Genomic DNA, 18747 nt, shown 5'->3' on the forward strand with positions numbered 1-18747 from the left:
CCTCATCCGACCGAGCTTCGCTCGGCCACCGTCTCCCGCAGGTGGAGAAGGAAGAGGCGGCTGCAATTCTACATCGGCCCGCTTGCCACAAGGCCCTGCGCCGCGATATCCCCGAGCGGCAACTCTTCGGTGTCCCCGGCCCTTCATGCTCAAAACTGCCTTCCTGACGTTGCTTTCGCTTGCCATAGCCATCATCGGCGGTGGCGGCAGCGTCTGGTATGCGCTGAAAGTCCAGGATGGCGTCGGCGCCATCCGGATCGGTCAATGGACAGCCTTTCCCGATATCGGCACGCCGTCCGCCGATCCTTATTCCAAGGCTCGCGTGGCGCGCGAGGGCGTGCTTGCACTCGGCCGTGCCGAGGGGCTGTCCTTCGTCGCCGAGCGAGACACGGGCGGCGCCGAGCTCAAGCGCGAATGCACCTACACCATCGAGGGCGGATTTCCGACGGCGCGGTTCTGGACGCTCTACGCCGCCGACCAGTCGCTCAGCGTGGTCGAGACCGGCAAATCCCGGCTGGCGGCGCTGCAATCCTACGGGGTGGTGCGCCAGCCCGACAATTCGGTGATCATTTCCGCCGGCCATCACCCGATGCCCGGCAATTGGCTGCTGACAGACGGCTTCGGCAGGATGTATTTCGTGCTGACCTTCTACGACACGCCAATCGCCAGCAGCACGGGCCTGTCGGACGTCTCGCTGCCGCGGATCGTCAAGGTCGGCTGCGATGCGTAGTTTTTATGCGGCGATGCGCAGACTTTTGCATGCCGTCCTGCTCGGCCTGCTCGGCGCCGGCATTGTGCACATCGCCGTGCTGCTTCTGGTGCCTGAATTTTCCGAACGCGACGCCTGGTCGCGGCTGTCCATGGCTTCGGATCTCTACAAGATGACGCGGCTCGATGCCGAGGCCGGTGGGGCGCCCGTGGTGAAATCCGTCGACCCGCTGTTTTATGCAACGGCGTGCCGGTTCGACCTGGGCGAAGGTTTGGTCCGCGTCAAGGCACCTGGACATGTCCCGTTCTGGTCGGTGTCGGTCTATGACCGCAGCGGCCACAACATCTATTCCTTCAACGACCACACAGCGACCGGCGGCGTTCTGGATGCCGTGGTGCTGACGCCGGCGCAGATGATCGACGTGCGCAAGGACCTTCCAGAGGATCTTCAGGGGGCGATCTTCGTCGAAGCGCCGATCGAGGAAGGCATCTTCGTCATCCGTGCCTTCGTCCCCGACAGCAGCTGGAAGCCGATCGTGTCGCGCTTCTTCGAACAGAGTTCCTGTGAGTTGCAGGACTTCTAGAGCGTGTCGCGTCTGAACGGATTCAGACGACCCGCTTTAGGTCTTTGTTTTCATGCATGTCGTTCTCCAAAACCGAGGTCACTTTTGGGCGACATGCACTAGACATGATCCCGGACCAAAGGTCCGTGGCCGCCGAAACTCAGTGGTGCGGGACCGGCTTCGTCCCTGGCGATCCCGTCTTGTCGGGATCGACCGGCCGCACTTCGCCGGCATGCGACCGCTCATAGCGGATGCCGGGAAAGATGATCACCGCCGCCGGCATTTCGGCGGTTTGCTTTGCTCTGGTGTTTGGTGCCGTACGCGGCACGAAAGACAGTACCATGCCCATGGTTCGCGCATTCCTCTCGGTTTCCCCGGAGCACAACGCAACGCCTCCAAATGTCATTAAGGCGGCAGAGGGTTAACGGAACGCTAACGGATCGTCGCTAACTTGATCTTTGTTCTTGGTGCTCGCGAAACCGACACAATCCCGGTCGAGCGCGCCAAGCTTGTGTCGAGTACGGGCGTATCCTTCGTGTCATCTTCGGACTTCAGGCAAATCGCGGTACGAAAAGACTCGGGAAAGGCCGAAAGGCTGTTCCGCGCCGCAGTGTCGGCGTTCTGCTCGCTCACCCGCCCTTCACGCCGCGAGATCGGCCAGCTCGAAGACCTGACGCTGCCGCTGTTCAATGACGTGTCCGTCGAATCCCGCCGTTACGTGGCAGCCGCCCTTTCCGAATGCGAATACGCACCCGCCGCCCTGGTGCGCCGTCTTTGCGAGGAACCGGTCGACATTGCCGCGCCGTTGCTCATCCGCTCACGCGCCGTCAGCGACATCGATCTCATCGCCCTGATCGGGCGACATGGCCTGCCGCATGCGCGTGCCATTGCGCGCCGCAAGGGCTTGAACCCGACCATTGCTGACCTGATCAGGGCCCTCGAGAGGCCAACCCTGGTGCGCGCGCCGGACCCGGATGCGAACGCCGCTGGGGCAGACAAGATCGCGCCAGCGAGCGCGGATACCGCCTCCGGCGAGCCAGCCCGGGAACAGACACTCGGCATCGCGGCCGAGAATGCACGGCGCAGGCTGCGCTCGATGATGCGCACCGGCGACGAGAAGACAGCGACCGCCGAGCCTTTCAAGGGCGCCGACACCTATATGAAATTGCGCGAGACAGCGCTGACGGGAAACGCCGCGTTCTTCCAGACCGCGCTCGCCGATGCGCTCGACATCGATTTCGAGACCGCGCGATCGCTCACCGCCAACCAGAATTATGCCTCGCTGCTTGTCGCCTTGCGCTCGCTCGACCTCAGCGAAGACAGGGCCTTCCTGGTCACGGTTGCCGTCTATCCCAGCCAGTTCCCGCACCCGCAGGCTATCCGGACTTTCCTCGACCGCTACCGGCTGCTGCATCGCGAGGCGGCCCAGGACAAGATGCGGTCGTGGAGAGCGGAAATCCTTTCAAGGGTGGTTCGCGGCGCAGCACCTGCCAACAGCGATACACGCACCGCTTCGAACAGCGACGATGCGGCGGCTTCTTCCGGCCTCAGGGCGTCTTCACGGAAATAAGCTCCTCGACGGGCACGGCACCGGCCTCGATTTCGACCACCCAGATGTCGGGATCGAATTTTTTCTCCCGTTCCAGCCTGGCTTCGAGCACCGCGGGATCGTCACCAGCTCCGAGCAGAGTGAAAAACCGGTCGTCGGGCTTGGCCGAATCATAGCTTGTCTGCGGCGCCGGCCCGAACAGGGCAACCTCACCCAGCCTGCCCCGCGCCAGCACGAACACAGCGCCGGCCTCGGTCGCGCCACGCTTGACCACGGCGGCAAATCCACCGGCGCCGAAAATCCGGCGCAACAGGGCCGAAACCCACAGATCCGATGTGACGCGCATGAGAGAGCTCCCGAAACTGCCGGTTCTCTATCGATATTTCCGCCGCTCGGCGAGCCGTCGTTTCGGCCGTCAGTTGGTCAGGCCGATCTCGCGCATCTTGACATAGACGATCTCATCGGGCTCGCCGGTCTGCGGCAGCCCGAACAGCGACTGGAATTCCTTGATCGCCGCCTTTGTGCGCGCGCCGACGACACCATCCAGCTGCATGTCGTCATTGCCGAACGCCTTGAGCCCGGCCTGGATCTTGACGATGCGGGCATCGGGCGCTTGCGTCGCGGCATCCGCCTGCCCGGAATTTGTCTGTCCCGAACCTGTCTGCAAAGACACCGGAACGGCGGCCGGCATATCCGGGCGCGGCTGCGGTCTGGGCACGACGGAAGCTGTCTTCGGCGTCGCGCCCAGTTGATCGAGCAGAAGCGCGTCGATCTCGCCGGACGTGTTGAGCCCGACCTTCTGCTGATAGTCCTGGATGGCCTTGCGGGTGTTGGGTCCGGAAATGCCGTCGACCGTCCCGGAATAGAAATCGAGATCCTTCAATATGCCTTGCACCTGCTCGACAACCGGATCGCCCTTGATCGGTGCCGGCGCGCCGGATGGCCGCACGATGTTGAATGTCGTCTCCGGTTCGTCGGGCGTCGCGTGCGGAAAGCCCGCAATGCTGCGGGTCGCAAAAAATGCGCCGGCATGCGGGAAAGGTTGGTACCACAAGGCATTGGCCGAGACATAGAACAGCGTCACCAGGAACGCCGTCGAGCCGCCCACCAGGACAGGATTGCGCGAGATCATGCCGCCGACGGCGACAGCGCCGTCCTGAAAGGCATTGCTGCGGCGCTTGACCGCCTTAGCCGGTTTTGCGGAGCGAGCCATCTCTGTCCCCTTTCGCCATCGCCACAGGCATGGTCAGCACGCCGGTCTTCTCCGCCTGATGTCCCTTCGGTCCGTTCACCGGCAGGCTGATGGTCACCGTGGTGCCCTCGCCTGGCATGCTTTCGATGGACATCGTGCCCTCGTGCAGCGCCACCAGGCCCTTGACCAGTGAAAGGCCAAGACCAGTCCCCTCGAAACGGCGGGTATAGTCGTTCTGGATCTGCATGAAGGGCTTGCCGAGATTGGCGAAATCCTCCTCGGCGATGCCGATGCCGGTGTCCCTGACCCAGAAATGCAGGCGCGAACCGATCCGCTTGGCGCCGACGACGACGTCGCCGCCGTCGGGAGTGAACTTGATCGCGTTGGAGACCAGGTTGATGAGCATCTGCTGCACGGCGCGCTGATCGGCATTGATGTCGCCGGCGTCCGGCGCGATCTGCGCCTGCAGATCGATGTTCTTGGCCTGCGCCTGCAGTTGCATCATCGACTGGCACATATCGACCGCCTCCGCGAACCGGAACGGCTCGGGTTCGGTCGCATAGACGCCCGATTCAATCCTGGACACGTCGAGTATCGAGGTTACGACGGCGAGCAGATGCTGGCCCGAATCCCGTACCAAGCCGACATATTCTTTCTGGCGCGGATCCTTGAAGGCGCCGAACATCTCATGCAGCAGCATATCCGAGAAGCCGATAATGGCATTTAACGGCGTGCGCAGTTCGTGGCTGACCACCGCCAGGAAGCGTCCCTTCGCCACCTCGGCGGACGCGGCCGCCTCATTGGCTGCCGCCAGATCCTCGCGCAACCGGGCGATCTCGTCATTCTGCCTCAGGACGAACGTAAAGACATCACCCTGTTCCTCACCACGCACGAGATCAAGCGAGAACGGCCGGTAATTGTCGGCCGTCAGGCCATTGCCATTCTGAGGCAGCCGGATGCGCAATTCGAGCCGGCGCGACAGTGCGCCGTCGCGCATGTCGGCCATTGCGCTGAGATAGGAAACGCGATCCGACAGATGGACGCGATCGAAGAGGCCGTTTCCGGACAGCAGTTCGGGCGGCAGTTTCAAAAGCGTGCGCGCTTTTGGCGACGCGTCCAGGACCTCGCCATGACGGGCGACGCGCAAGACCACCGCATCGATGATGTCTTCGAGCCGGTCGGCAGTGTCGAGCACATCAGCCGCATCGGCCGTGTTTTGAAATGCCGATGCGCGCGGGATCAGTGTGAGCGTCCAGGCCAACGGCACCAACCAGTGCCACGCCGCGATCTGCGCTCCTGCGAACGGGAATACGGTTCCAGCCAAAGGCTGAGCCAAGATGGCGACAGCGGCCGACACGGCTCCCCACAGCGCCGCCCGCCGCGAAGCGCCGATCCACCAGGCTTCAAAAGGCAGCGCCACGACAAGCATGGCGACAGGCGAACTCAGCCCGCCCGCGGCGGCAATGAGACTGCCGAGAGAAATGCCGGCCAGCACCAGGGCGACCCAACTCGCTATCGCCATCTTGCCGGTCGCCGCCACCAGCAAGGCGACGAACCAGCACAGGCCAAAGGCGGCGAAAATGGCGGCCATGGTGACGGCGACGCCCATGCCTGAAGTAACCAGCGTGACCGCGGCACCGGCGACAAAGAAAGGAGCGGCGAGCATGACGCCGATAAAGCGGCGCTGGCGCTCGCGGTCGCTCCGCCCAAGGATGGACGGATGGACCATACGTTCGCAACCGGCCGAAATCGCGCCAGGCAATTCAACGTATCTGGCCTTGATTGAACTCAACTCAACGCACTCGCACTTGTCGTGGACAGCTCTGCTTTGCAGATGGTTCTGGTTGGCTTTGAAACTCGCATCCAGCGTTTAAGGAATGGATAAGGCAGGGCCGACCAGGGCCCGGCCTGCGGCAAATATCGGGATGCCGGCGGCCGAAAGCACGGACAAATGCAGCCATAGTAAACGGAGAGTTATCCGCCGACTGCACCCATCGGCCGGGCGCACTCGGCACCTGGACTTCCCTATTTCAAGAAAAACACAGGGAAATCATGGGGATATATGGTTATTTGTTGTTAAGGAAAATTGCTCGGATTTGAGACAAGTCGATTGCAGAACGGTTCGTTTCGAATTTGCCTAAAATTTGAGGAAAATTCTCTCTTTGCCCGCAAGCCGTCCTTTGCGCCTGTGTGCCAAAATCCTGCCTACAAAAGAGGTCATGCCATATGGATGCATGATCCGGTCACGACGAGAGGGCAAGGGCATGGTCTTCCTCATAAGAATGGCTTTCTGGTTTTCGCTGGTGCTGCTGGCGCTGCCATTGAGTGTCGGCCCCGATGAAGCGGGGCATGAAAGCGTCGGACCGATCCAAGCCTTGTTTGCGGCACGCGAAGCGGTTGGCGATATCGCCGGCATTTGCGAACGCAAACCCGATGTCTGCGAGACCGGCAAGTCGGCGATGCACACCATTACCGCCCGCGCCAAAGAGACCGCCAAGATCGCGGCAGCGATGATGGACGACAAGTCCGCCGCCGGCCCCGACACGTCGACGATGACCGGCAGCGTGCCCGAAGGAATCGTCTTGCCCGAGACCGTCAACCTGCCGCCTCAGAATTAAGCCGTTTCGACGGCGCACCGCGGGCTGTCTGCCCTCTCGACGCCCGCGGTGTCCTTGTTTTTTCCGTGACGCGGAGCCGCCGCGTGACTATATCCCAGACATGACCACGACGATCCAGACGATCCGCGACGACTTCTCGTTCCTCGAGGAATGGGAAGACCGCTATCGTTATGTCATCGAACTCGGCGAGGCGCTGCCGCCGTTTCCGGACGAGCAGCGCAGCCCCGCCAACAAGGTGCCGGGATGCGTCAGCCAGGTCTGGCTGACCACTGAACGCGGAGCTGGAGCCGATCCTGTCATCACCTTCTCCGGCGATTCGGACGCTCATATCGTGCGTGGGCTGGTCGCGATCATGCTGGCGCTGTTTTCCGGCAGGACCGCCAGCGAAATCCAGAAGACCGATGCGGAAGCGACATTGAAAGAACTCGGCCTCGACGAACATCTGTCGCCGCAGCGCGCCAACGGCCTTCGCTCGATGGTCAAGCGCATCAAGCGCGACGCCGAGGCAGCGCTCAAGCAGACCGCCTGACGCTTCCCGACCCGATCCGCGCGTCGCGGCTCGCAAAAATCAAACGGCGCCCGAAGGCGCCGTTGATGTCGATCCGATCTGGCTGGCAGCAATTACCGCGCTTTGCGCTTGCGGCCGAGACCCATCTTCTTGGCGAGTTGGGACCGGGCAGCTGCATAGTTGGGTGCAACCATCGGATAGGTAGGGTCGAGGTTCCACTTTTCGCGATACTGGTCCGGCGTCAGGTCATAGTGGGTCATCAGGTGGCGCTTCAGCGACTTGAACTTCTTGCCGTCTTCAAGGCAGACGATGTAGTCGTCATGAACCGACCGCTTCGGGTTGACCGCCGGCTTCTGCTTGTCGGCAGGCGGCTGTTCGGCGGTTCCGCCCACACGCCCGAGTGCGGCATGGACATCGGATATCAGGTTCGGCAGTTCGCCGACCGGCACGGGATTGTTGCTGACATAGGCGGCCACCACATCGGCGGTCAATTCGATCAGCGCATCGCTGTTTCTGGAAGGTGTTTCGACAATATCCATGGTCTTCGGTCCCCAACAAGAGTTACATCGATCTGCGCCCTTTTTTACAAGCAGGGCATCGCACGAATTTTGTGCAGGTAGAGTTTCTACGATTCGTGTCGCGGGCACATCAATGAGCGTGCAGACCAAGTAAGTCAATTCACCCCTCGCGCTATATTGAACGATATTGATCAAATGTTCCGCGATCAGCTTCAATCTTTCGTGCATTGTGTAATTTATCGATATTTCGCGTTCCCGTCGGCGGCAGCTGACGCAACGTCAGATCGCCGTTACATTCGTGGCAACTCACGAAACGGGTTTTAATGTTTGATCTTGCTTGGCTATCGCTCGAGAAATATTGGTTGTTCGCATTTGCCCACAAAACCACAGGTTGCCGTGGTCATACACAAGCAATCAGGCGACATGCCAGTCATCCGACCGATCGGCTGATTGCTGCCGCGTCAATCAATGCGGGATGATGTATTTGCCATAGGCCCAGCCGGTGACGAAATTGCCGTTCTGGACCGGATCATGCCAGACTTCGCACCAGCGATAGCGAATCTTTTGTGCCTGCTTCCATGCCGGCTGGTTGGCGATGTCGAGCAGGTTTATTCCGCCGGTGCATCGCCCGGTCATCTGCAGAACGGTACCGTTCGGATATCCCGCCTGCTTTTGGGATGTGCCCGAAGGGTATTTGCGTACATTGAGCGTGTCGCCGAACGGGACATTGGCCACTTGCCAAGCCGCGAATACGGTCGCATGAGACTGGCCGGCAAAGCCCAGAGTTAGCGAAGCAACGGCGAAAGCCGCAGCAGTCCGAGACCAAATAGTCATCATCTCTCCTCCCGGCTCATCTCCTGGAGCCGACACAACCCATACGCTCCGGCTCTTGAACCTGCCCTGATCGGCGTGTTCATTTGCCATTCAAGATACTTCTCCATTCGAGATGGCCCTTCAAGATACTGGCCCATTGAAGATACTGGCAAAGCGAGATGCAATGACCAAGACATCCATATTTCCGATCGTCAGCCCGCCAACGCCCGAGAAGCGGCCGGTTTCCGACACGCATCACGGCATCACGCGAACCGACGACTATGCCTGGCTACGGGCCGACAACTGGCAGGAGATGTTCCGCGACCCGTCATTGCTCGATGCGGGGATCCGCGCAGAACTCGAGGCGGAGAATGCCTACCAGTCGAAGCTGATGGCCGACACGGTCGAACTGCAAAAGCAGCTTTTCAAGGAGATGAAGGGCCGTATCAAGGAAGACGATTCTTCCGTGCCGATGAAGGATGGGCCCTATGCCTACGGCTCGTCCTTTAAACTTGGTGGCGAGCAGCCGCGCTATTTCCGCATGTCGCGCGACGGCGGCGCCGAGCATATCCTGCTCGACGGCGATGCGGAGGCCGCGGGCAAGGCCTATTTCCGTCTTGGCGGTGTCGACCATTCGGCCGACCACGCCAAGCTGCTATGGGCATTCGACGACAAGGGCTCCGAATTCTACACGCTTCGCGTGCGTGACCTTGCCGATGGCAAGGAGCTTGCCGACCAGATCCCCGACACCGGCGGTTCAGGCGTCTGGAACGCAGGCAATGACGGCTTCTTCTACACCCGTCTCGATCCCAACCATCGCCCGTCCAAGGTACTCTTCCATGCGCTGGGCGACAGCCCGGACAGCGACCGGCTGATCTATGAGGAAACCGATCCCGGCTTCTTCATGAATGTCGACGGCACCCGCAACAACGAATGGATCATGATCGGCATCAACGATCACGAGACTTCGGAATACCGCCTGATGCGCGCCGACGATCCGTTTGCCGAACCGAAACTGGTGTCGCCGCGCGAGGTTGGCCTTCAATACGAGCTGGAAGAAGGCGGCGATATCTTCTTCATCCTGACCAATGCCGACGGCGCCAAGGACTTCAAGATCATGACGGCGCCGGCGAGCGATCCCGTGCGCGCCAACTGGCAGGAACTGGTGCCGCACGAGCCCGGCCGGCTGATCCTGTCGGTGATCGGCTTCAGGGACCACATGGTCCGGCTCGAACGCAAGGAAGGCCTGCCGCGCATTGTGGTGCGCGACCGTATCAGCGGCGAGGAGCATCTTCTGTCCCTCGACGAGGAGGCCTTCTCGCTCGGCCTGTCGGGTTCCTATGAGTACGACACCGAGATCATGCGCTTTTCCTACTCGTCGATGACGACGCCCGCGCAGGTGTTCGACTATAACATGCGCACCCGCGAGCGGGTGCTGCTGAAGACCCAGGAAGTGCCGTCCGGCCATGATGCGGACCATTATGTCACGCGGCGGCTGATGGCGCCGGCCAGCGATGGCGAACTGGTGCCGATCTCGCTTTTGCATCATCGCGACACGCCGCTGGACGGATCCGCACCTTGCCTGCTTTACGGCTACGGCTCCTATGGCATCACCGTGCCGGCCGCCTTCAACACCAACTGGTTCTCGCTGGTCGACCGCGGCTTTGTCTTCGCCATTGCTCACGTTCGCGGCGGCAAGGACAAGGGCTATGGCTGGTACGATGACGGCAAGCGGGAGAACAAGATGAACACGTTCACCGATTTCATCGCCGTCGCGCGCCATCTGGTCACCGAGCGTTACACGGCGCATGACCGTATCGTCGCGCAAGGCGGTTCGGCCGGCGGCATGCTGATGGGTGCCGTCGCCAACATGGCGCCGGATTGTTTTGGCGGCATCGTCGCCGAGGTTCCCTTCGTCGATGTGCTCACCACCATGCTCGATGCGACCCTGCCACTGACGCCGCCGGAATGGCCCGAATGGGGCAACCCGATCGCGTCCGCCGACGACTATCGGACGATCGCTGCCTATTCGCCCTACGACAATGTCTCTGATCACGACTATCCGCCGATCCTGGCGCTGGCCGGTCTCACCGATCCGCGCGTCACCTATTGGGAACCGGCCAAATGGGTGGCCCGGCTGCGCGACCGCAAGAGCGGCGACAATCCGGTTCTGTTCAAGATCAATATGGATTCCGGCCATGCAGGCGCTTCCGGCCGGTTTTCGCGGCTGGAAGAGATCGCCTACACCTACTCCTTCGCGCTGAAAGTGATGGGCAAGGCGCAGCTTACGGGAGCAACCAACAAATGATCGACCTGACCACCCTGATCGCCTACATCGCGGTCGTGCTCGGCTTCGTCTTCATTCCAGGCCCCGCCACCCTGCTGACGATCGCCCGGGCAACGAGTTCCGGAACCAGGGTCGGCATCGCGACGGGCGCCGGGATCGCTGCCGGCGACGTCTTTCATACCGTCATGGCCATGATCGGCATCTCGGCGATCATCGCCGCGTCGGCGACGCTGTTCAGCGTCATCAAGTACATCGGCGCGGCCTACCTGGTTTATCTCGGCATTCGCGCGATCATCGAGAAAACACCGGCCAACCCGGCGGCCGGTGCGCTCGCGATCTCCGCCGGCAAGGCGTTTCGACAGGCTGTCCTGACCGAAGTGCTCAACCCCAAGACCGCTCTGTTCTTCCTCGCTTTTCTGCCTCAGTTCGTGCGGCCTGAAAACGGATCGGTGATGCTTCAGATGGCCGCGTTGGGGGTCATCTTCGTCATACTGGGCCTTTTCAGCACGGTCGTCTTTGCCGTGAGCGCTGGCCGGCTCGGCACGTTCCTGCGCCGAAATCCGTCGGTGTTACGATTGCAGGGCAAAGTTGTCGGCGGCATCTACTGCGCTTTGGGCGTCCGTCTGGCGCTGCAGCAACGCTGACTCTGGACGATAATCGACGCACCCTTTCCAGAGGGCTGGGTGTCAGGACTTTTTGAAGCTCCCGTCGCTCATTTTCACTCGCAATTGCGACGACCGCGCGCTACCCAGTGCGCGGCTTTTCCCGGCCTGACAGCCTCCAATCGCGTAAAGGTTCATTATGCTGCTCGTCGACGTCTATCTCGACAAATCACCCATCCAGGGAATCGGCGTCTTTGCCAAGAACCACATTCCTCGCGGTACTCTGATCTGGAAGTTAGACCCAAGGTTCGATCGGCTCATCGAGGTCGAGACTTATGAGCGGGCGGCCGGCCCGGTGAAGAGCTATCTCGACCGCTACTCCTATCCTGACCGCCGCGATCCGAACTACATCGTCTTCGAAGCCGACGACGCGCGCTACATGAACCATGCCGACGAGCCTAATTGCGACGTCTCCTCACCCGAGGAGAGTTTTGCGCTGCGCGACATCGCGCCTGGCGAAGAGTTGACCTGCAACTACAACCATTTTTTCGAAACGGGCTTCGATTTTCTCGGTGACCGCCACCTGTCATCCGCAGACTCGATCTAGACTAGTTCGCCCTCTTGCGGGCCGGATAGCCGTTTGGATGCGCGGGTATCGCCTTGAGATAGGCGGCGATGGCAGCACGGTCCTGCGGCGCCAGCTCGGCCATGTTTCGCTGCACGTCGACCATGGCGCCGCCGACGGAATCAAAATCGGGCGTGAAGCCGGTTTCGAGGTAGTTGGCGATGTCGGCTTCCGACCAATCGCCTATACCGCCCTCGCCCGATGTGATGTTCGGCACGACGCCGCTGCCTTCGGCAGCCACCGCACCGGCCAGCCACACGTTCTTTTTCGTACCACCTGCGAGGTCGCGCGGCGTGTGGCATTCGCCGCAATGACCCGGCCCCTCGACCAGATAGCGGCCGGCCATGACCGGATCGGGCGTGGCAGCGGGAAATGGAACGACAGGCTGGTCGCTAAGATAGAGCAATTTCCACAGGCCGATGCCGCGACGAATGTTGAAGGGAAAACCGAGCGAATTTGCAGGCGCCTTGCCGGCGACGGCCGGCAGCGTCTTGAGGAAGGCATAGAGATCGCCAATGTCGACCGGATTCATGCGCGCGTAGGACGCATAGGGAAACGCCGGATAGAAGTGTCGGCCCGAAGGCGACACGCCCTTCAGCATGGCATTGGCGAGGTCCTCGACCGACCATGCGCCGATGCCGTCCTTGGCGTCTTGCGAAATGTTGGGCGGCACGAAGGTTCCGAACGGCGTCTTGAGCTCGAGACCGCCCGCGAGTTGAAGCCGCGCATCGCCCTGTGAGCCCGGCTTTGCATGGCAGGATGTACAACCGCCGGCAAAAAAAATGCGCTTGCCCCTGGCTGCGTCGCCAGGACCGAGCTTGGCCAGGGTCTCCCTGTCGAGCCTCACCGGCGCCGACCCGACCCACCCGGCAACCGCGCCGACGCCGCCGAGGATGACGATGGCGCCGACGAGTTTCTTTAGCCAGGGCATCGCCCGCTATCAGCCTTTTTTCACCCGGTAGGTCTGGTGGCAGGTGCCGCAATCGGAGCCGATGGCGCCGAATTGCGCCTTCAACGCATCGACGTCGGCAGGAGCGGCAGCGGCCGCTGCCTTGACGTCGGCGACATATTTGGCGTTGGTGGCCTTGAAGCCGGCCATGTCTTCCCAGATCTTCGGCGACGCAGTGGTATCGCCGCCTGTGTCGCTGCCCGCCGGAAACAGCGCGTCGACGTCGACTTTCTCGGCATTCGCATGCAGCGCCTGCAGCGCCGTCAGCACCGCGGCGGCATCAAACGGCTCCTCGCCCTTGACCACTTTCGACAGGCCGCCGACGATCTTTCCACGTTCCTTCATCAGTGCCTGCCGGTCGAGGATCGGGTCGGCAAAGGCCGCCGAAGCCGCGAGTGCGAGCATAGAGATGGCGATAACAAGCTTTCTCATTCAATTGGCTCCATGATGAAGGCATTTCGGGACAGGACGTCAACGGATGTTACAGAGGGAAAATTCCCTTCCCCCTGATGATTTTTGCCGGACCTTTGCTCTTGCGGGACGCAGAAAAGAAAAGCCCCGGGTGATACCGGGGCTTCTGGAAATCGATCACTTCGCCTTTTCGTACAATTCCAGGACATGGTCCCAGTTGATCAGGCTGTCGACGAACGCCTCGAGATATTTCGGCCGGGCGTTGCGGTAGTCGATGTAGTAGGAGTGCTCCCAGACATCGACGCCGAGGATCGGCGACGCGCCATGGACGAGCGGGTTTTCGCCGTTCGGTGTCTTGGAGATCGCCAGCTTGCCATCCTTGACCGAGACCCAGGCCCAGCCGGAGCCGAACTGTGTCGTGCCAGCGGCAATGAAGTCGGCCTTGAACTTGTCGTAGCCGCCGAGATCGCTATCGACTGCCTTCTGCAAGGCGCCCGGCAGCTTGTTGCCGCCGCCGCCTTTCTTCATCCACTTCCAGAAATGGATGTGGTTGTAATGCTGGGCGGCATTGTTGAAGAGGCCGGCATTCTTGCCGAACGACTGCTTGACCACCTCTTCGACCGACAGATCGCCCAAGCCGGCCTCGGCGGCGAGTTTGTTGCCGTTATCGACATACGCCTTGTGGTGCTTGTCGTGGTGATATTCCAGCGTCTCTTTCGACATGTAAGGCTGCAAGGCCTCATAGTCGTAAGGCAGAGCGGGCAATTCAAAGGCCATGGATAGTACTCCCTCGTGGAAAAATCCGGTGTCGATACCGGAGTAAGATAGGTCTGGAATGGGTTGGGACAACTCCGGATGAAGCGTCGATCGCCTTTTTATCCGCTCAAACAGCAGAAGTCGAATGCGCCCAATCCCAATAGAGTTCGCGCGCTTTTTTGGCCACCGGCCCGGGTTGCAGATTGCGATCCTCGATGCGCGTGATCGGCACCACCTTGGAATGGTTCCCGGTCGAAAAAATTTCGTCTGCTTCGAGGAAATCGCGCACCGACAGCGTCTTTTCCGTGGTCCTGAAGCCATATTCGCCGAGCAGCGCTATCGTGCGCGAGCGGGTGATGCCGGATAGGAAGGTGCCGTTCGGCGCAGGCGTAAAGACGTGGCCATCCTTGACCAGGAAGATGTTCGAGGTTCCGGTCTCGGCGACGTTGCCCAGCATATCGAGCACCATTGCGTTGTCGAAGCCGCGCATCTTGGCTTCGAGAATGGCCCTACCGTTGTTGGGGTAAAGGCAGCCGGCCTTGGCGTTGGTCGGCATGGTTTCAATGGTCGGACGCCGGAACGGCGACACGGTCACCGAAAAGCCAGTCGCCGGAATCATCGGTGATTCATAGAGGCAAAGGCAAAAGCGCGTCGAGGCGGGATCGGCCGGCACGCCCATATAGCCGCCATGCTCGGCCCAGTACATCGGCCTGATATAGACCGCCGTCTTGCCGTCGAACTTCTTCAACCCATCCCATGTCAGCCCGACGATCTTGTCGGCGCTCATGTTCGGCTTCAGGCCGAGCGCAATCGCCGAGGAATTCACCCTGGCTGCGTGGAAGTCGAGATCCGGCGCCACGCCTTCGAACCAGCGGCCGCCGTCAAAAACGCTGGTGCCGAGCCACATGGCGTGGCTGCGCGGCCCCAGAATGGCGACGTTGCCTTCGTGCCAATCACCATCGACGAAAGTCCATGTCGTGGATTGCGCCGCAGCCGCCAGTGTCATCATCTCGTCCCGTCTCAATCGGTCTCGTGTGACAGCCATTGGAAGATGCTTTGGCGGGCGCCGTCAACCGGCATCATGGAGTTTTGTTGAGGCCAGTGCCGGGGCGCAATGCAATCAAAGCTTGCACCTTGTCGCGCCTGCCCTCAAAACTGCTGTCATGCAATACGCCGCCTATGTCTTCGACGCCTATGGCACGCTGTTCGACGTGCATGCCGCCGTACGCCGTCATGCCGACCGGATCGGGCCGGACGGCCAATTGCTGTCCGAGATCTGGCGCGCCAAACAGCTCGAATATTCCTGGGTGCGCACGCTGATGGGCGCCTATGCCGATTTCTGGCAACTGACCGAACAGGCGCTCGATTTCGCCTTGCGCAAGGTTCCCTCGGCCGACCCCGGTCTCAAGGCGATATTGCTGGATGCCTATTGGCGGCTCGATTGCTATCCGGAAGTGCCGGCCGTGCTCAAGGCGCTCAAGGCTTCGGGAGCGAGGCTGGCGATCCTGTCCAACGGCTCGCCCGAAATGCTGCAGGCGGCGGTCAAATCCGCCGCGCTCGACCAGGTTCTGGACGATATCTATTCCGTCGATACGGTGCGGCGCTTCAAGACCGATCCCGCGGTCTACGACATGGTCGCCACCGGCCGGCGCCTCTACCCCGGCGCGGTTTCCTTCCAGTCGTCCAATCGCTGGGACATTGCAGGCGCCACCAAATTCGGCTTTCGCACGGTGTGGATCAACCGCTCCAACCAGCCCGAAGAATACCGGGACTTCCCACCGGCCCTGATCCTGCCGTCGCTCGAAGCCCTTGTGCCCGGCAGCTAAGAGACCTGTGTCTCTGGCGCCACAGTAGCAGCCTGGTCACAGCTTCGCCTTTCTTTGCCCACGTTCGGGCCAGAATCGGAACCGCCTATCGCCCCAGGTGTTGTCAGGCACCCGCGTAACTGTCGGCGAATTCACGCTTTGCGATTTGAGACTTAAAGAAGGCAACCATGTCCATAACCGAAATCGAATCTTTTCGCCTGAGCCGTCGCGGCTTTCTCAATGCCGCAGCCCTGGGCGCCGCTTCGATCGCGGTTTCCGCATGCGCCACCACCGGGCCGGGTCCGGTCGAGCCGCCGCCACCAACCTATGTCGAGCCGCCTCTGGCGGACTATGTGACGATGTATGCAGCAGTCAGCGACGGCGGCTTCGATTTGCCGGCCATCCCAGTCGACAAGATCGATCCGCAATTCCTGCGTCAGATCGTTCCCGACCCGACGGGACAGAAGCCGGGAACCATAGTCGTCGATACGACCGGCCACTTCCTTTATCTGGTTCGTCCAGGCGGTCAGGCGATACGCTACGGTGTCGGCCTTGGCCGCGCCGGCTTCGAATGGTCCGGCGACGCCGTCGTTCAGTGGAAGCAGAAATGGCCAAAATGGACGCCGCCGGACGAAATGATAGCCCGCCAGCCGGAACTGAAACCCTACAGCGCCGACAATGGCGGCATGCCCGGCGGCCTGAAGAATCCGCTCGGTGCACGCGCGCTCTATCTGTTCCAGGGCAATGTCGACACGCTCTACCGTCTGCACGGCTCGCCGGAGTGGCGCTCGATCGGCAAGTCGGTGTCGTCAGGCTGCGTGCGTCTGATGAACCAGGACATTATCGACCTCTATGATCGCGTGCCCTCGAAGACGCCGGTCATCGTGACCAGCGACGCCAGCCAACCCATGGTGGCGACGGCCAACCGACAGGCGATCCCGATCGATGCCGGCGTGCCGGACGGTTCGGTGCTGCTTGGACCGGTCAAGGCGATCACGAATTCGATTTTCTGAGCTGACTAGGCAGCGGCGCCCGCTGCCTCCAGTCACCGCCCGCGCGACAAGCTCCCCAGAATGCCGCGCACGATTGCCCGACCGACCGAGGAGCCGACCGAGCGCACCACCGACTTGATCGCCGCCTCTGCGACCGTCTGGCGGTTGGACGGGCGCGGTGCAGATGTGCGCCTGCCACCGGATTGCGGCGCGGGATCGTCATTGCCGAAGCCCGGAATGGTCCAGCGCGAGCCGCCGCTGCCGGCCTGCTGGGCCTGCTCTTCGGCATCCTGCGCGTCCTTGGCCTTTTTCTGCAGCATTTCGAAAGCCGATTCGCGATCGACGGCCTGATCGTACTGGCCGGCGACCGGGCTTTCCTGGATCAGCTTTTGCCGCTCAGCGGCCGTTATGGGCCCAAGCCGCGAGGATGGCGGGCGGATCAGTGTCCGCTGCACCATGGACGGAACACCCTTGGCTTCCAACGTCGAGACCAGCGCCTCGCCAGTGGCAAGCTGTGTAATGGCGGTCATGCAGTCGAAATCGGGATTTGGCCGGAACGTTTCGGCCGCCGTCCGGACTGCCTGCTGCTCGCGCGGTGTATAGGCGCGCAGCGCGTGCTGGACGCGATTGCCGAGCTGGGCCAGGACTTTTTCAGGGATATCCAAAGGGTTCTGGGTGACGAAATAGACGCCGACGCCTTTCGAGCGGATCAGTCGGACGACCTGTTCGACGCGATCGATGAGCACCTTGGGTGCTTCGTCGAACAGAAGATGGGCCTCGTCGAAGAAGAACACCAGCTTCGGCTTGTCGGGGTCGCCGACTTCCGGCAGCACCTCGAACAGCTCCGACATCAGCCATAGCAGGAAGGTCGCGTAGAGCCGCGGATTCATCATCAGCTTGTCGGCGGCAAGCACGCTGATGGCGCCGCGTCCGTCGCGGGTGGTGCGCATGATATCGGCGATACGCAGTGCCGGTTCGCCGAAGAAGTTTGCGGCCCCCTGCTGTTCGAGGACCAGCAGCGTGCGCTGGATAGCCCCGACCGATGGCTTCGTCACGTTGCCATAGCGCGAGCCGATCTCGTCGGCGCGCTCGGCGATGTTGGCGAGCAGCGCCTGCAGATCCTTCATGTCGAGCAGCAGCAAGCCTTCCTCGTCCGCCAGGCGGAAGGCGATGTTCATGATGCCTTCCTGCGCCTCGGTCAGGTTCATCAGGCGCGACAGCAACAACGGCCCCATTTCCGAGACCGTGGCGCGGATCGGATGACCCTGCTCGCCGAACAAGTCCCAGAAGATAACGGGAAATTCCTGGAAGTCATACGGATCGAGCTTGACCTGTTCGGCCCGCTTGACGAGGAAATCCTGTGCCGTGCCCATCATCGCGATGCCCGACAGATCACCCTTGATGTCCGCGCAGAACACCGGCACGCCGGCGTTGGAAAATCCTTCGGCCAGGATCTGCAAGGTGACGGTCTTGCCGGTGCCGGTGGCGCCGGTCACCAGGCCGTGACGATTCCCATATCGCAGCAACAACTGCTCGGCACGCTGATAGCTGTCGTCGGGCTTTCGGCTGGCGCCGATGAAAATACTGGTCTCGTCAGCCATATGTCCGGTCTCCGCAAACTGATGTGTCTAAAGCCAGTGGCCTTGCCGCAGGTATAGTGAGGCCATTGCACAGCGACAATGCCATTCGTCCAAATCGGGGCCATTCGTCCAAATCCGGGCCATTCGCCCAAATCGGCCCCATTCGTTCAGATCGGGTTTTTGGAGCTTGCGGATTTTGCCGCTGTTTGGCAATCGTCGTCCACGCGGACTGACCTATATCTGATGGATCGAATCCGGTCTCTGAAAGCGC

At 61.4% G+C, this 18747-nt stretch carries 21 protein-coding genes; 10 read left to right on the forward strand and 11 right to left on the reverse strand.

Features of this window, described 5'->3' with window-relative positions; translation table 11 throughout:
* The first annotated feature begins 145 nt into the window (after positions 1 to 145).
* Together MESCI_RS24510 and MESCI_RS24515 are read left to right on the forward strand one after the other, a co-directional pair.
* On the forward strand, positions 146 to 730 hold the full coding sequence (locus tag MESCI_RS24510) for a DUF1214 domain-containing protein (RefSeq protein ID WP_013532651.1): 585 nt from the start codon (positions 146 to 148) through the stop codon (positions 728 to 730).
* Complete coding sequence (locus tag MESCI_RS24515; protein WP_013532652.1) at positions 723 to 1292, forward strand: DUF1254 domain-containing protein; 570 nt, start codon at positions 723 to 725, stop codon at positions 1290 to 1292. Before MESCI_RS24510 ends, MESCI_RS24515 begins: the two co-directional genes overlap by 8 nt.
* Before the next feature lie 139 nt (positions 1293 to 1431).
* Here MESCI_RS24515 and MESCI_RS24520 read toward each other — a convergent pair whose 3' ends face one another.
* The gene (locus tag MESCI_RS24520; RefSeq protein ID WP_013532653.1) at positions 1432 to 1620 is read right to left on the reverse strand and encodes a hypothetical protein; all 189 of its coding nucleotides are present in this window, start codon (positions 1618 to 1620) and stop codon (positions 1432 to 1434) included.
* A gap of 186 nt (positions 1621 to 1806) precedes the next feature.
* On the opposite strand from MESCI_RS24520, the gene MESCI_RS24525 reads away from it, so the two are divergent.
* Positions 1807 to 2841, forward strand: coding sequence for a hypothetical protein (locus MESCI_RS24525; protein WP_063170191.1), 1035 nt, complete (start codon positions 1807 to 1809; stop codon positions 2839 to 2841).
* Here the strand turns inward: MESCI_RS24525 and MESCI_RS24530 are convergent.
* From MESCI_RS24530 to MESCI_RS24540, 3 genes are all read right to left on the reverse strand, one after another.
* Positions 2819 to 3166 (reverse strand): DUF1491 family protein, encoded by a 348-nt coding sequence (locus tag MESCI_RS24530; protein WP_013532655.1) that lies wholly within the window; start codon positions 3164 to 3166, stop codon positions 2819 to 2821. The genes MESCI_RS24525 and MESCI_RS24530 overlap by 23 nt on opposite strands.
* Before the next feature lie 69 nt (positions 3167 to 3235).
* On the reverse strand, positions 3236 to 4033 hold the full coding sequence (locus MESCI_RS24535; protein ID WP_013532656.1) for a peptidoglycan-binding domain-containing protein: 798 nt from the start codon (positions 4031 to 4033) through the stop codon (positions 3236 to 3238).
* Entirely contained in the window at positions 4008 to 5741 is a 1734-nt protein-coding gene (locus tag MESCI_RS24540; RefSeq protein WP_013532657.1) for a sensor histidine kinase, read from the reverse strand. Before MESCI_RS24540 ends, MESCI_RS24535 begins: the two co-directional genes overlap by 26 nt.
* Before the next feature lie 535 nt (positions 5742 to 6276).
* Between MESCI_RS24540 and MESCI_RS24545 the strand changes: the two genes are divergently transcribed.
* Both MESCI_RS24545 and MESCI_RS24550 read left to right on the forward strand, forming a co-directional pair.
* Positions 6277 to 6630, forward strand: coding sequence for a DUF5330 domain-containing protein (locus MESCI_RS24545; RefSeq protein WP_013532658.1), 354 nt, complete (start codon positions 6277 to 6279; stop codon positions 6628 to 6630).
* Between the two features lie 100 nt (positions 6631 to 6730).
* Positions 6731 to 7159 (forward strand): SufE family protein, encoded by a 429-nt coding sequence (locus tag MESCI_RS24550; RefSeq protein WP_013532659.1) that lies wholly within the window; start codon positions 6731 to 6733, stop codon positions 7157 to 7159.
* A gap of 92 nt (positions 7160 to 7251) precedes the next feature.
* Here the strand turns inward: MESCI_RS24550 and MESCI_RS24555 are convergent, their stop codons facing one another.
* Together MESCI_RS24555 and MESCI_RS24560 are read right to left on the reverse strand one after the other, a co-directional pair.
* Positions 7252 to 7677, reverse strand: coding sequence for a Ros/MucR family transcriptional regulator (locus tag MESCI_RS24555; RefSeq protein ID WP_013532660.1), 426 nt, complete (start codon positions 7675 to 7677; stop codon positions 7252 to 7254).
* A gap of 444 nt (positions 7678 to 8121) precedes the next feature.
* Positions 8122 to 8490: an SH3 domain-containing protein gene (locus tag MESCI_RS24560; protein ID WP_013532661.1), complete on the reverse strand. Its 369-nt coding sequence runs from the start codon at positions 8488 to 8490 to the stop codon at positions 8122 to 8124.
* Positions 8491 to 8653: 163 nt separating this feature from the next.
* On the opposite strand from MESCI_RS24560, the gene MESCI_RS24565 reads away from it, so the two are divergent.
* From MESCI_RS24565 to MESCI_RS24575, 3 genes are all read left to right on the forward strand, one after another.
* Entirely contained in the window at positions 8654 to 10777 is a 2124-nt protein-coding gene (locus MESCI_RS24565) for a S9 family peptidase (protein WP_013532662.1), read from the forward strand.
* Positions 10774 to 11400, forward strand: a complete 627-nt coding sequence (locus MESCI_RS24570; RefSeq protein ID WP_013532663.1) for a LysE family translocator — start codon at positions 10774 to 10776, stop codon at positions 11398 to 11400. The genes MESCI_RS24565 and MESCI_RS24570 overlap by 4 nt, the downstream gene beginning before the upstream one ends.
* Before the next feature lie 157 nt (positions 11401 to 11557).
* Positions 11558 to 11965, forward strand: coding sequence for an SET domain-containing protein (locus tag MESCI_RS24575; RefSeq protein ID WP_013532664.1), 408 nt, complete (start codon positions 11558 to 11560; stop codon positions 11963 to 11965).
* Position 11966: 1 nt separating this feature from the next.
* Here the strand turns inward: MESCI_RS24575 and MESCI_RS24580 are convergent, their stop codons facing one another.
* From MESCI_RS24580 to MESCI_RS24595, 4 genes are all read right to left on the reverse strand, one after another.
* Positions 11967 to 12914: a cytochrome c gene (locus MESCI_RS24580; protein WP_013532665.1), complete on the reverse strand. Its 948-nt coding sequence runs from the start codon at positions 12912 to 12914 to the stop codon at positions 11967 to 11969.
* A gap of 9 nt (positions 12915 to 12923) precedes the next feature.
* Positions 12924 to 13364 carry a c-type cytochrome gene (locus MESCI_RS24585; RefSeq protein ID WP_013532666.1) on the reverse strand — a complete coding sequence of 147 codons (441 nt, stop codon included), beginning with the start codon at positions 13362 to 13364 and terminating at the stop codon, positions 12924 to 12926.
* Positions 13365 to 13520: 156 nt separating this feature from the next.
* On the reverse strand, positions 13521 to 14120 hold the full coding sequence (locus tag MESCI_RS24590) for a superoxide dismutase (protein WP_013532667.1): 600 nt from the start codon (positions 14118 to 14120) through the stop codon (positions 13521 to 13523).
* 106 nt (positions 14121 to 14226) lie between these two features.
* Positions 14227 to 15105 carry a branched-chain amino acid aminotransferase gene (locus tag MESCI_RS24595; RefSeq protein ID WP_024505546.1) on the reverse strand — a complete coding sequence of 293 codons (879 nt, stop codon included), beginning with the start codon at positions 15103 to 15105 and terminating at the stop codon, positions 14227 to 14229.
* A gap of 157 nt (positions 15106 to 15262) precedes the next feature.
* Here MESCI_RS24595 and MESCI_RS24600 point away from each other — a divergent pair, with 157 nt between their 5' ends.
* Together MESCI_RS24600 and MESCI_RS24605 are read left to right on the forward strand one after the other, a co-directional pair.
* A complete protein-coding gene (locus tag MESCI_RS24600; RefSeq protein WP_013532669.1) occupies positions 15263 to 15925 on the forward strand; it encodes a haloacid dehalogenase type II in 663 nt (220 codons plus the stop codon).
* A 167-nt stretch (positions 15926 to 16092) separates the two neighbouring features.
* Positions 16093 to 16917 (forward strand): L,D-transpeptidase, encoded by an 825-nt coding sequence (locus tag MESCI_RS24605; protein ID WP_013532670.1) that lies wholly within the window; start codon positions 16093 to 16095, stop codon positions 16915 to 16917.
* A gap of 32 nt (positions 16918 to 16949) precedes the next feature.
* On the opposite strand, the gene MESCI_RS24610 is transcribed toward MESCI_RS24605, so the two are convergent.
* Positions 16950 to 18497, reverse strand: a complete 1548-nt coding sequence (locus MESCI_RS24610) for a helicase HerA-like C-terminal domain-containing protein (RefSeq protein ID WP_013532671.1) — start codon at positions 18495 to 18497, stop codon at positions 16950 to 16952.
* Between the last annotated feature and the right edge of the window lie 250 nt (positions 18498 to 18747).

Source organism: Mesorhizobium ciceri biovar biserrulae WSM1271 (genome assembly GCF_000185905.1).
In the GTDB taxonomy this organism is placed as follows: domain Bacteria; phylum Pseudomonadota; class Alphaproteobacteria; order Rhizobiales; family Rhizobiaceae; genus Mesorhizobium; species Mesorhizobium ciceri.